This window comes from Streptomyces spirodelae (genome assembly GCF_017676385.1).
Classification (GTDB): domain Bacteria; phylum Actinomycetota; class Actinomycetes; order Streptomycetales; family Streptomycetaceae; genus Streptomyces; species Streptomyces spirodelae.
This window is the reverse complement of record NZ_JAFFZN010000054.1, coordinates 1-12,754: the sequence shown is the minus strand read 5'-3', so window position 1 is coordinate 12,754 and position 12,754 is coordinate 1. Positions and strand designations below refer to the sequence as shown.

Annotated in this window: 11 protein-coding genes, 1 tRNA gene and 1 pseudogene; 4 read left to right on the top strand and 9 right to left on the bottom strand. The window is 65.4% G+C overall.

Annotated features, from left to right (window positions below; genetic code table 11):
- Positions 1 to 675, bottom strand: a pseudogene (locus JW592_RS32120) (hypothetical protein); the annotation flags it as partial.
- A gap of 218 nt (positions 676 to 893) precedes the next feature.
- Positions 894 to 1,349: a response regulator gene (locus tag JW592_RS32115; protein WP_209268816.1), complete on the bottom strand. Its 456-nt coding sequence runs from the start codon at positions 1,347 to 1,349 to the stop codon at positions 894 to 896.
- A gap of 149 nt (positions 1,350 to 1,498) precedes the next feature.
- Between JW592_RS32115 and JW592_RS32110 the strand changes: the two genes are divergently transcribed.
- A tRNA-Arg gene (locus JW592_RS32110) sits at positions 1,499 to 1,570 on the top strand.
- A gap of 226 nt (positions 1,571 to 1,796) precedes the next feature.
- Here JW592_RS32110 and JW592_RS32105 read toward each other — a convergent pair.
- From JW592_RS32105 to JW592_RS32080, 6 genes are all read right to left on the bottom strand, one after another.
- Positions 1,797 to 3,203 carry a tyrosine-type recombinase/integrase gene (locus JW592_RS32105; RefSeq protein WP_209268815.1) on the bottom strand — a complete coding sequence of 469 codons (1,407 nt, stop codon included), beginning with the start codon at positions 3,201 to 3,203 and terminating at the stop codon, positions 1,797 to 1,799.
- Entirely contained in the window at positions 3,200 to 3,391 is a 192-nt protein-coding gene (locus JW592_RS32100) for a helix-turn-helix transcriptional regulator (protein WP_019354601.1), read from the bottom strand. Before JW592_RS32100 ends, JW592_RS32105 begins: the two co-directional genes overlap by 4 nt.
- Positions 3,381 to 4,739: a replication initiator gene (locus tag JW592_RS32095; RefSeq protein WP_209268814.1), complete on the bottom strand. Its 1,359-nt coding sequence runs from the start codon at positions 4,737 to 4,739 to the stop codon at positions 3,381 to 3,383. The genes JW592_RS32100 and JW592_RS32095 overlap by 11 nt, the downstream gene beginning before the upstream one ends.
- 370 nt (positions 4,740 to 5,109) lie before the next feature.
- Positions 5,110 to 5,301, bottom strand: coding sequence for a hypothetical protein (locus JW592_RS32090; RefSeq protein WP_209268813.1), 192 nt, complete (start codon positions 5,299 to 5,301; stop codon positions 5,110 to 5,112).
- An 18-nt stretch (positions 5,302 to 5,319) separates the two neighbouring features.
- Positions 5,320 to 6,705: an FtsK/SpoIIIE domain-containing protein gene (locus JW592_RS32085; RefSeq protein WP_209268812.1), complete on the bottom strand. Its 1,386-nt coding sequence runs from the start codon at positions 6,703 to 6,705 to the stop codon at positions 5,320 to 5,322.
- A complete protein-coding gene (locus tag JW592_RS32080) occupies positions 6,702 to 7,079 on the bottom strand; it encodes an SCO3933 family regulatory protein (RefSeq protein ID WP_209268811.1) in 378 nt (125 codons plus the stop codon). Before JW592_RS32080 ends, JW592_RS32085 begins: the two co-directional genes overlap by 4 nt.
- Before the next feature lie 171 nt (positions 7,080 to 7,250).
- On the opposite strand from JW592_RS32080, the gene JW592_RS32075 reads away from it, so the two are divergent.
- From JW592_RS32075 to JW592_RS32065, 3 genes are all read left to right on the top strand, one after another.
- Positions 7,251 to 8,006 carry a GntR family transcriptional regulator gene (locus tag JW592_RS32075; RefSeq protein WP_209268810.1) on the top strand — a complete coding sequence of 252 codons (756 nt, stop codon included), beginning with the start codon at positions 7,251 to 7,253 and terminating at the stop codon, positions 8,004 to 8,006.
- Positions 8,007 to 8,455: 449 nt separating this feature from the next.
- Positions 8,456 to 10,567 carry a KAP family P-loop NTPase fold protein gene (locus JW592_RS32070; protein ID WP_209268809.1) on the top strand — a complete coding sequence of 704 codons (2,112 nt, stop codon included), beginning with the start codon at positions 8,456 to 8,458 and terminating at the stop codon, positions 10,565 to 10,567.
- 878 nt (positions 10,568 to 11,445) lie between these two features.
- Positions 11,446 to 12,012, top strand: a complete 567-nt coding sequence (locus JW592_RS32065; RefSeq protein ID WP_209268808.1) for a hypothetical protein — start codon at positions 11,446 to 11,448, stop codon at positions 12,010 to 12,012.
- Between the two features lie 22 nt (positions 12,013 to 12,034).
- Here the strand turns inward: JW592_RS32065 and JW592_RS32060 are convergent, their stop codons facing one another.
- The gene (locus JW592_RS32060; protein ID WP_209268807.1) at positions 12,035 to 12,550 is read right to left on the bottom strand and encodes a hypothetical protein; all 516 of its coding nucleotides are present in this window, start codon (positions 12,548 to 12,550) and stop codon (positions 12,035 to 12,037) included.
- Between the last annotated feature and the right edge of the window lie 204 nt (positions 12,551 to 12,754).

The following is a 12,754-nucleotide window of genomic DNA, read 5'->3' as shown; positions in this document are numbered from 1 at the left end:
CGCGTACTGCACCCGGAAGAGCGAGCTGCACCGCTCGGTGCGCACGGCCAGCAACACGGAATCCTCCCCGGTCACCTCCGCCCACCGAGCGATGTCCTGAGCGGGGTGATCGGTGGGGGTGGGGTGGGCTGGGGGTGCGGGGGCTTCGCTGGGCGCGGGGGGTGCGGGGCGGGCGAGGGGTGCGAGGGTTTCGACGGGAGGGGCGGACCCGGCGGGGGCGCCGCCCGCGGCGGGCTCGGTGGAGCCGTGGCCTGCGGATACGGCCTCGGCGGAGCCGTGGCCGACGGAGGCGGACTCGGCGGACGCATGGCCAACCAGGGCGCACTCGGCGACGACACCGCCCGGGGCGGACTCGGTGAGGGTGCGCAGCAGCGCTGTACGCCCGGCGGGAGTGAGCGTGACGTTCACGAACCCGGCGCCGACGACCTCGGCGGCCGCGATCGCCTCCTCGTCCCGCACCAGCCGCGCGGCCAGCGCCTCCGCGACCTCGCTCGCCGGACGCCCACAGGCCGCGGCGGCCTGGAACGCGACCCCGGTCGCGTAGTCACCGTCACCGCGCCGAGGCGGGGCCTCAACGACCACGCGCATGCGGGCGCGGAGATCGTCCGCGCCTCCACCCGGGAGCACACGGGGCAGCGTGTGCCGGATGGCGCGGGAGAGCTGGGCGGGGGTCACAGAGCAAGCGTATGGGAGGTGGGGTGGGTACGCGCGAGCCGGTTTCGGCACCTGGACGCGGGCGCGGCCGGTCACGGCAGTACTGGTCACGCAGTGCGGCAAAAGCACGACGCTCGGCACCGAGAGCGGAGTGTTCACGGCGAGCCCGCCCCGGCTCCTCAACCACTCCGGCTCACCGGCGACCCCCTCCACCCTCACGTGCCGCGCCACGGCTAGCTCTACGGCTCGACGACCTCGGAGACGACACCGAAGGCATCGGCGGCACCCGCGGAACCGTCACCGTCTCCACCCGCCCCGCCGGATCTCCCGTGCATCAGGCGGCGCACCATCCGCACCAGGTCCAAGGGCTCGAACGGTTTCCCGAGAAACGCGTCCACGCCTCTCTCACCGCCGACCACACCCCCACCCTCCAGCTCGGTGCACGCGCTCACGAGCGCGAGCGGCAGGTGCCGCGTACGCGGATCGGCCCGCAGCCGCTCCGCCGTACGCACCCCGTCCAGACGCGGCATCACCGCATCGAGCGTCACGACATCGGGCCGAACTCGATGCACCACGTCCAGGCACTCGGCACCGTCGACGGCGGTCACCACCTCGAAGCCCTCGAGCTCGAGGTTGACCCTGATCAACTGCCGGATGACGCTGCTGTCGTCCACAACAAGCACCCGGCCGGACATACCTGGCACATCCAGAAGCGTAGGCGCGCCTCTCCACCTGCGTCCGGGTTTTGCCCATTTCCACCCCGCCCCCACCCTCCCGCACAACCCGTTCCTCTCCACCCTCGGTGACCTGGTAGTGTTCTACCTGTCGCCGCCAAGACGGCCACGCCCCCGTAGCTCAGGGGATAGAGCAACGGCCTCCGGAGCCGTGTGCGCAGGTTCGAATCCTGCCGGGGGTACTTTGAACGAAGTGCTGAAACGCCCTGTGACCAGGTTGGATGCTGGTTGCGGGGCGTTTGTCGTTGCGCAGCCGGATGCGGCTGCGAGCCGCTGTTTGTCGGTGGTCGCGGCGTATCCGCGGGATGGATTTCGGTCCCGTTTCCGCAGGTCAGAGCCGACGCGTGAGAAGGCCCCCGGGATGGTTCCCAGGGGCCTGACGGTAGCCGTTCAGCTCTCAGTCGATTGTCAGTCGGTCTCGCTCGTGTCTTCGGTGCCGGAACCGTCGTCCCAGAGCGCTTCGATCCGTTGGTTGGCTACGTGCTGCCGACCGTCGAGGCACTTCGCGTAGCGGGTCAGCAGCACGTCCACGCTGTTGCCCGCGCGCTCCGCGACCTCGGCCGGATCGACTCCGGCGTTCAGCCAGGAGGACAGGGCAGCGTGCCGCAGGTCGTACGGCGTACCGGCGAGCGGTGAAGCAACCTGTTCCGGGGTGAGGGCCAGGGCGCGCGCTTCCTCCCAGGTACGGGAGTACGACGACGAGCCGATGACACCGCCCCGCTCGTTGAAGAACAGCCGGCCGTCTTCGGCCGTGCCGAACTCCGCCACGTGCTTGCGGACGATGCGCACGAGTTGCGGCGGCACCGGCACCGGCCGGACTTCGTCCTCCGAACGGTTTTTGAGCCCACGGTGATCATGGACCTTGCCCGTTCCGGTCCACCGCTTCCCCACCGTGGGACGCGTCTTGTGCAGGATGAAGCGTCCCCATCCCTTCTCCGGCAGTTCGCAGTCCTGGATACGGAGGCCGACCGCTTCCGCCGGACGCAGTCCGCCGTAGTACATGCAGGCGAAGAGCGCGACCATTCGACGCCCCCGCGCCCGCTTGTAGAGGCCCACGTACGACAGCGCGGTCAGCAGCTCACGAGCCTGTACAGGATTGATCACGACCCGGCGGTCCACCTCTTTGGCGAGCTTCGGCGGCTTCCACTGCACTGACGCCACCGGATTCTCGCTCAACTCTCCGATCTCGACCGCGTACCGGAGGACGTTGGACAGGACGGCACGCTTACGCCGGACCGTCTCCGGCGCGGCCGGAGTCCCGTCCAGCTTCAGCGTGAGCGCGTTGAGAACGCTGCGCATCACAGCCGGATTCTTCAGGTCGGCAAGCGGCAGCGATGCCTTGGCCACCCAGGCGAGCGCGTTGCTCACCTTGGCCGGTGGTTCTTCCTTGCCCTCGTTCGACCCGTGCACGAATGCCCAGCCCCGCAGCGCCTTGCGCAGCACCGCGTCCGCAGGCCGACCGGGCTTCTTGCCCACGAGGACCGTGCTCACCAGCGTCAGCGTCTCGTTCATGCTGTCGCGCGAGTTGGGGGCCGCATGCGGCCACTTCATCGCGAGGTACTTCAGTGCGAACTCGTACCAGGTGAGGGAAGGGGCCGCTTCGACCAAGGAGCCCGGCAGGCCGGTCTCCGTGTCGAACCCTTCCCCTGCCCGAGACGCCTTGACGAGGCCGGCCCGGTAGCTGTCGGCCAGCGCCTTGGTGCGGAACGTCTTCGAGAACGGTTTCCCGGCCACCTTCCACCGCACCTCGTAGGAGGGCCGCTTGCTCGACTTGTTGCGCCGGATCTCCCAGACCCGCACGTCTTGCGACTTCATACGACCTCCTCCTCACGACGCCGGAGCCATGCAGTGAATTCACTGCGCCAGACGCGGATCTCACCGTTCGGCAGCTTGAGCGAGGCAGGGCCACGTCCCACCTCGCGCCAGCGGTAGAAGGTGCGCCGGGAGACACCGCCCAGTTCGGCCAGAACTTGCGGAACGGTCATCAGCTCATCAGCCGCCATGTCCGTCACCGCCTTCCCGGACCGAGGCCGCGAGCAGGGCGGCCTCCGGGCTGTAGCCGCGCCCGGCGTACCGCCACTGGCCGACGAGGACCACATCCCGGTCGTCCAGGCCCAGCGCGGACCGCTGTTCGCGCGCACGGTGCTCCGCACGGGCCGAGCGCAGCGCGCCGAGGGTGGTGGAGTAGTGGCGGGACTTGGTCGAGAAGTGGCCCCGATAGCCGAGCATGTGTGCCCAGCGCCGCAACCTCAGCTCTTCGAAGGAAGGCAGTGCGCCGAGCCACCAGCACGTGCCGATCATGCGAAGCACGTGATCCCGCACGGGCAGCGTGGCCAGGTCCTTGCCGTGCCGGATACGCCCGTCGACGGCCCCGGCCGACTCGGCCCCCTTGGTGGCGTACTTGGCGATGTAGCCCGCGACCGCCGACGAGGACAGGCCGTCCGCCGACTCGGCCGCCGGAACGGCACGGATGTCCAACTGCCGGCCGAAGCGCAGGACGCGCGAGCCGACCACGTCGGCCCCGTATGCGACCACCCGCACCCGGCCGACCGCTTCCCGCACCGCGTCCGCCAGGAGGCCCGACGTTGCCCAGCGAGGAGGCGTCTCCCCCGGCCCGTCGGGACCGTCGAGACGGACGACGGCATGGAAGTGCACGAGGCCCCGCCGCTGGTATTCCGCCACCTTCGCGTACGAGAGCCGCACCGCATCCGCCAGCGTCGAACGGGACAGCCCTGCACGCCGAGCCAGCACCCGCCGCAGCTCCAGCGTGAAGCGGTGCCACAGCTCGCCGGATTGCGCCTGCCAGAGCACGGCGCCGGCGTAGTCGTAGCAGCGCGGACACAGCGGCTCACCGAGTCGCGGATCGTCTGCCGCATGACGGGTATGGCACCCCACCGGAGCGCCATGCGGACAGCACTCCCCCGCCTTCCGCGGACGGCAGGCCAGCACCCGGCCGCCCCGCTCCCGCCGCGAGTGGACGGGACCGAAGCTCGGAGCGGTGAGGGTGGCGAACACCCGAGGGTGCCCGCTCACCGATTCCGCGACCGCCTTACCGCCGACCAGCCCGGCCCGGATGAGCTGATACGTGTCCGCCCGGTAGAGCTGAGCGCAGGTCGGACAGACCGTCGCCCGGCGGTTGCCGCACGCGACCAGGAGCCGACCGCCGAGCGCTTCCGAGGTGTACGAGTGGAGCGCCGCCCCCGTGGCAACGTCCACGTACGCGGCGGAGCCGACGAGGTGAACAGGGTTGGTGCAGCCGCCGAGGCGGAGGACGCTCCGCCGCCAGCCGTCGAAGTCCGACCTCCCGGCGCGCTCGACAAGCGCCGCGACTGCCTCACTGGCCTCCGTCATCGGCCACCCCCGAACGCTTGCCGCATCACTGCGGCGATGGCTTCCGGCGGAGTCTTCGCGGAGAAGCGCAGACTCGGGTCCGTCAGCCAGAGCGAGGCTGCGTGCGCAGGGCAGACGCGCCGCTCAGCGCCCTCGCGGTCGGCCAGGACCACCTGTTCGGAACCTTGGCACTTCAGGTGAGCGTCGTCCTTCAGGTCGCACCAGGGGCGGCGCGACGGTTTGCGCGATCGATGCGCAGTGGACAAAGTGAGACTGCTCCTTTCACTGCTGACGTAGCGGATGGAGTGGGTTCCTGACGGGGTCGGGTTTGGCGACTTCGCGCCCCGTCGGGAGCCGTTTTTCATTGAGATCATTTGGGCGACTCCTCCCTTCAGCTCAGTTGGCTGAGGAGTCCGCCGAGCCCGTCCAGGACCCCCTGAACGATGGGTCCGGCGCCTGTCTCGGCCAGGAGAAAGCCGAAGGTCGAACAGATCAGCACCTCGGCCCACCGGAAGTACCGGATGCGCAGCAGGAACCAGATCAGGAGGCCGAGCAGCACCACCGCCGATACGGAAACGATCACGGGAATCCACTCCCTCTCTCACTCGTTCTCTTCGCCGTCGAGTCGTTCGAGCCGCACGCGGGGAGCGTCGTCCGCCGAGGTTCCTCCCCCTGCTGTGACCAGCTCCGGCACGTAGGGCGTGAGGTGCGCGTACTCGGCAGCCACGCGCTCCGCCTCGGCTTCCGAGACCAGGTGGGACCGGGCACGGTCCCAGCCGTCGGCCGAGGCGAGCACCGCCGTACCGGCCTGTTCGGGTGTGATCGACTGCGCCGCGTGCAGCGCATCGGGGTTGAGGTCACCGAGCGCCATTTCCGCGGTACCGGGGTCGGCCACCCGGTGGCAGACGCGGCCGGCGAGCTGAGCACGGAGAGCCGTAACACCCGGTCCGAGATCCGAGCCGACCCGCTGCCCGGCGACGACGAGGAACACGCCGAGCGCCGCACCGAGTTGCGCCAGCCGGATGAGCGCCGTACTCGCCGCTTGTGCTTCTTCCTTCTCGTTGCGGCTGGCGACCAGGAACAGCTCCGCCAGCTCGTCCACGATCACGACGATCGGCACGGGCCGTTCGTCATCCGGCAGCCCCCAGACGTTCCGGACCCGTGCAGCGCGGCAGGCGGTCATCCGGTCCAAGGTCAGGTCGACCAGCGCGCCCAGGAGCTTGACCGCCTGTGCCCGGTTGGTCGCCAGCGCGGACAGCCGCGGGCCGTAGAGCGAGAGTTCCATCCCGCCCTTGCAGTCGATACCGACCAGCGCGACGGGTTGCCGAGCGAGGCCCGCGACGAGGGCATTGATCAGCGTCGACTTGCCGGACCGGGTGGCGCCCACGATGAGCCAGTGCGGTACCTGCCGCAGGTCGATGACCCACTGAGCACCGGTCTCCAGCACCCCGACGGCAACGCGCAGCAGTCGCCCCGCACCCCGCTGCTTGGGCATCTGTGGCGCCTTGAGCGGATCACTGGCCGAGGCCACCACCCGAACGAGACCGGGCTTCCAGGTCGTCACGCGGACCGCGTGCACTTCCCAGTCGTGCGCCATGGCAGGAGCCGCCTTGACGAAGTCCTCCGGCACCTGCCCCGGCAGCAGCCGGACGAGGAACCAGAAGCCGCCCCGAGTCGGCCGTATGAGTCCGCGGTGAGGCACCCGAGGTTGTGGCGGAGCGGAACCATTGCCGACGAGCCCGGAGACGACCATCAGCGCCGCCTTACGGCTCACCGCCAGCCCGCAACCGGCCATCAACGGCCGCCAGGTCCGCACGACCCGTATGCACACCACCGGAAACCCGAGGCACACCCACCAGGCCACCGGATAGCGCCGGCGCAGGGCCGGGCCCGCCAGAAGCAGACCCGACACCAGCACTGCGGCCACCACGAGCACCCAGCTCGACGAGGCGGACCCCGCCGAGTCCGCAGAGGCCGGGACAATCACTGTCCGGCCCCCTTCCCGGACGCCGTCGCCGACGAGCCGGACGCGGACGAGGCCGCCGGAGCCGTCAGGGGCTTGATCTCGGTCGCCCGGAACGAGACCCCGTGCCGCCCCTCGTTCTCCCACGGCGTGGCCACCAGGTCCCGGACCTGAACGGGCACCCCGTTCTGCACGCCCGACGGCTCCCCCGGCACGTTCACCGTGACGACATCGGCCGACCGCCCGGACATGAGGCAGAGGCCCACCTGATACACGGTCTGGCCGGTGTCCCGGTCGACCCGGACCTGTCCCGTCTCCCGGTTGGCGATGCGCGGCGTTGGGGCAACGGCGCAGATGATCCCCGTGAACTTCGCCGTATCGATCGGTAGAGCTACCACTATCTGAACTCCTTGTCTGTCGCAGCCGAAGGCCCTTCCTCCAGCTTGCTTGACAACCCGTACTACGGGTTGCGGAGAGTCCAGAGTGACCACCCGTAGTACGGGTTGTCAACCGTGTTGGGATGAGAGACGCTGTACGCGCTGACGACGAGCCCGAGAACCGGAGACCCGATGCCGAAGCAGAAGCCGCACGAGCAGCAGAAACAGCCCAAGTACCGCCAGATCGCGGACTACTTGCGTGCCGGCATCATGGACGGCACCTACCCGTCGGGCCAGCCGTTGCCGTCGGAGGAAACCCTGGCGAAGCAGTTCAGCGTCACGCGCCCGACCGTGCGCCAGGGCATCGCAGAGCTACGAGCCTCCGGGCTTGTCGAAGTCATGGCCGGCCGCGGCGGCTTCGTCCGCTCCCCCCACAGCCGCCCCAGCCTCACCCGCCCACGCGGAGTACGCCGCGAGCCGGACGGCCGCTACATCGAGGCGGACGGCATCCGCTGGACCAACGCCGAAAAGCCCACGGCCACCCGTACGGACGCCCCCGTCGCCCTGGCGGACCTACTCCGCGTGCCACCGGGCGAGCCGCTGTTCACCTACGACGTGCTCCAGACCGCCGAGGGCAGCCCCTTCCGCCAGCTCCACCGCACATACGTGCCATTCTCCGTACTGGTCGACACCAAGTACGAGGAAGAGCCCCCGCCACCCGCGCCGGAGCTCTACGGAGCTCTGTCGGCCCTAGGCCACGAACTCCACTTCACCGAGCACGTCCGCACCCGCATGCCGCTGCCAGACCAAGCGGAAGCGCTGCGCCTACCAGATGGCGTCCCGCTCCTCCAACTCCTCCGAGTCACACGGAACTCTGACGGCCAACCGCTCGCCCTGGAGGAGCTACACCTGCCCGGCAACGACTTGGAGCTGACGTACCCCCTCTGAGCGGATGTGGCTCAGACTTTCTCCACGTCTTCAAGGCGGCTCGCTCCGCTCCCCGCGCGCGGCGCGGGCGCCGACCGGGCCTGCACTTCTGTCTCCGCCCCGCTCCACCCCTGCCAGCGCCCGTCGCGCTCTATGCGATCAGCCGCATAGCATCAAGGGAGAAGTACGTCGTGTCCCAGCACTCGGCTCTACCCCAGCAGGTAGCCACTTGAGGGCGAGTCTCTCAGGTCTTGGCCCCCCACATTGTGCTTCGCTGGGCAGGCCCCCAGGCTGCCCGAAACGCGCCGGAAGCTTTCGTGACCGTGATCACTCGTCAAAACAGCTCGACCTCAAAGCCGCTCCATCACTCAAGAGCGCACAGCACAGACCGAAATTCGCCAACCCGCAGACAGACACACCGCTGCGGCATAGGGTGTCCCCTCGGTAATTACCCAAGTCAGGTGGACTCCATGGCCGAGCCGAACCCCACCCCCTCCCTCTTCGCAGGCGACGACCCGATCCTCAACGCCGAAGATGACTTGCTGAACCGGTCACTTCTGGCAACCGTATTGGCTGACGAATTGCAAGCGATGAACGCCGAACGCGGTGCAGTCGTAGCAATTACCGGAAAATGGGGCACCGGAAAGACGTCACTTCTCAACCTGACTGCTGAAATACTGAGCAACCAAACGAACATTCAAGTAGTCGAGTTTAATCCCTGGTTCTTCTCCGGAACTGACCATTTGATCCGATTCTTTTTCGATGAGATGGCCCGGCAACTGAGCAGCGAGAGAACAAGGAAGCAACGAATAAAGGATGCGACCGCGGCCATCGCGGACAAGTTCAACAAATATTCAGCCTCCCTATCGCCTCTCAAATTTGTACCCGGAGCGGCATCCATAATCGAGACAGCCCAGAAAACGTCCGGGGAAATGGCTCAAGCTCTCAGCACGAGCATCCATGAGCAGAGAATAGAAATCTCGGACGCTCTGAGTCGACTGGAAGGGCGAATCGTCGTACTCATCGACGATATTGACCGCCTCACACGTCACGAGGTTCGAGACCTCTTTAGACTAGTAAGGCTCAATGGGTCATTCCCTAACGTCGTGTACCTACTCTGTTTCGACCGTTGCGTGGTAGAAAACGCCCTCGGCGAAGAAGGACTCGATGGTTCGGCCTACTTGGAGAAGATCGTAAAAACCTCAATAGCGGTGCCGCCAGCTACAGAGGAGGTTCTGGCCTCAGTTCTCCGCACTGGAATGCTTCAGGTTCTCAACGATATACCAACGTCAGATCCCGGAGACGATCGCTTCTCTGACGTGTTCTGGCAAGTCGTCAGGCCGCTCTTTGACACAATCCGGGGGGTCAAGAGATTCCTGTCATCTCTCAGTCTCGCGCTTCGATCTGCCGGCGACGAGGTCGCGCTCCCGGATCTCGTAGCCCTGGAAGCACTCCGCGTTATGAAGCCAGCCGCACACGAACTCATCGCACAAAGTGTTGAAGCGCTGACCGATGTCCACAAGTGGCAATTTGGCTCACCCAACCAGGCCGCACTCGCCGCAGACGCTGAAAAGATATCTGCCATCAAATCTGAGCTCCCAGATGCAGTGGGCCAAGCACTCATTAGCTACCTCTTTCCGGCTGCTCAGCTCCACACGAGTAACGTATGGCACGGTGACGACTCAGTCCAATCGTGGCGACGCGATAACAGGGTTGCCCATCCGGCTGTATTGAGGTACTACCTACATCGGGAACTGGCAGCAGGAACTGCGCCAGCCAATCAGGTCAACTCGATCGCTTGCAGTACGGACGATGAGCAGGCGTTTACGGCTGCGCTCTCAGCGATCCCGGATGAGTATCTAGAAGACGCACTAGACCGTTTCCTCGCACACGTAGACAAAGTCCACAGCGACAGCATTCCAAATGTTGCGAAAGCTCTCCTTGGATTGCTTCCGCGCTTTAGCGAAGAGCCAAAGGGAATGACTGACTTCGGTCGTGATTGGACGGCACTCAGGCCAGTCCGTAAGCTGATGCAGCGCGTCGAACCAAATAATGCCGACCTGGTGGCGCAAACGGTATATAGTGCCACGCCGAGCCCATACGCGCGCTTCCAGTTTCTGAGTATCGCAGGGCTACACGAAGGCTCCGGAGATCGCATCATTAGCCCGGAACTGGAAGAGGAACTCAGAGCCGATCTCCGCGACTATCTCAAGTCCGCACCGGCAGAGTCTTTAAGCTCCGAGAGGGGCTTGCTTCTGACGATCTTTCATTCCGTCGACTGCGACGGAGAGTCAGGCAATCCCGCGATCGATTCCGCGACCAGCCCAACAGTGGCCGCCCGCCTTCTCGAAACCGCCCTTACCTCGTGCCGAAGTAACACATTGGGCAGCGTCGTCGTCAATTATGAAGACCGCCTCGCGTGGGATCCGCTGGTTGCCATTTTTGGCGGAGAAGGGCAACTCATGGCATCTGTAGAGCAGGTAAAGGAATCCATAGCAGATCAGGAAGTACGCCCACGGTTGCAAAGAGCCATCGCGGCTTTTGAACTGTATGCAGCAGGTTGGAGGCCCAGGGACCTGTGAACGCAACAGGTGGCATTGGATAGCAATGCGACAGTTGTCCCGATAAAAAGCAGCGCTTACACCATGGAGCTTCGGACGGCGGAGACATGCAGCAACCACGCCCGGTAGACGGGGTGGTCCATAGCCGCATGCTTCCGGACGTCCTTGCCTCGCGACATCCGTTCTTCCATGCTGCTCGGCTGAGCGTGGTGGTCGGCGCCCGGAGCATACGCGTGCCTTGTCGTTCGGCGGTCCCGCCGTCGTGGCGGGCTTTCTCCGGCTGAGGTCAGGACGAGGATGCCTCTGCGGTACAGCAGCGAAGTACAGCCCCCGCAACCGCAGGCAGCCCGCACCAGCCGCCAAAGTCCCGCCACCGGCCCCAAGCCGACCACCCCGCCCCGCTCGCAGTTCGACAGGTCCTCGTGCCATAGGCAAGCCAGGACGGTCAGCAGCGGTCAACCACAACAACATGGAAGCCAACCGTGATGGCCCGCCGATCTGACCGTGCAGGCCAGAGGCCAATCTCAGCCCCTTGATTCCCAAGCCGGAGGAGTAGGCGCCGTCGTCACCAGACCGGCCATCGTGGCTACCTCTGGTCGAAGGCGTTCCAGCCGTCGTAGCTGACTGTCATCGAACGAGGTTTAGCGGGGCCTACCGAAGGTGCTCAGCGCAGTCGATTGCGGCACAGTTGGGGCGGCGGGTCGTCCGAGGCCGCTCGACGACGGCCAACGCCGATCAACGGGCGCACGCCCATCGCCCCTGGCCAGCAGAAAACCCAGCTTATCAAGATCCCTGGCAAGGCCCAGGGCAAGGAGACGCCCACGACAGTTCCGCGGAAGTCCAGCCAGCTTTTCGGCGTTCACCCAGCGCTGAGACAGTTGATTGGGCAGCATGACCTCATGAGACGTCGACGCCCCGAAGATCGAGAGAGTCCGCGCTACTGCCACCATCACCAGCCCGGCGCATTCAACCGCGACACTGCCGAGGATCAAGCCCTTGATCGTAATAAGCAGGGCGTCTGCGGTCTGGAAGGGTGCCAGATGCGGATCGACCGTCGTGGTCGTGTGCGTGAGATCAAAGGATCAAACGTCAAAGATGTCTTGAAAGCACACCGAGAAGCGAATCAGGGCGCGACAGCACAGCGTCGAGGCCCTTGGTTGAGTGGGTCGTTCTATCTTGTTGCCATCATCGCAATCATAGTCGCCATGATCGGCATTAGTCGGCTGACCTCTCCATGGGCGGTCCCCATAGTCGTAGTGGGTTCCCTATTCGGCATCGGAACAATCGGCGCGATGCAATTACGTCACGATGACAGATTGAGCGAGCAACGGTTTGTGGAGTTAGTCAAACTTACGTACCTGAACTTGCCTTCTATACTGCGGAAGTCGCCTCCACCTGCCGATCCATTCCCCACCGGCTCAAGCGATCTGGAAGATCCAAACGGTCAAAGTACGCCGCCAGCCTGAGTCCGGCAGCGGGACGGCAAGCTCATATGTCTCGCCGAACAGCATCGATGAATTTGCTGACCGCTGACCAGTAGTCGTCAACGGCTCGGGTGAAGGCCGCTACGGGCTGTGTTCCTTCTACGATCTCTCCGAGAGTCATGTAAACCGTTGTAGATAAGGTAGAAACATTATTGCAGGCATCTAGAATCGCACTAGTATGACCATAGAGTGTCACCGTGTCGCAGCTTTTAGTGAATGCCCCATAGATTTCGCGTAAGCGCACCCGATGCTCCAAAAGGCGCTCGCTGCGTTCCTGCTGGTCTTCCATGCTCAGAATGGTTGGAGTATGGCGGTACTCATCGCCCATGAGGTGAGCTTGCTCGAGAAAGGCAAGATAAGCCGTCCGTCGCAATTCCTCTTGACGTGCCTTGTCTTGAGTGGCTGCTGCAGCCTCAGTTTGCATCTGTGCCGCTCGAATGTGCCCGCGGCTCGTTACCCAGCTCGCCAGCACAGCCGTGAAGCCTGTCAGCGTTGCAATCCACAATCCGTTGTCCCCCATGTCACTAGATTGTGGACGCTCATGCCTCAGATCACCAGACCAAGACTCTGGTCAGGTGCTGCGGTTCAGCGGTCACGCGTACGGCAACACACGCCTTTGCAGCCATCGCTAGCTCGCAAGGGAAGCGTCGCCCATTCTCGACTTCTGAGTACCTGTACGCGGCAAAGCCCCTCTGCGCAGGTCAGGACAAGATGGCCCTCAATC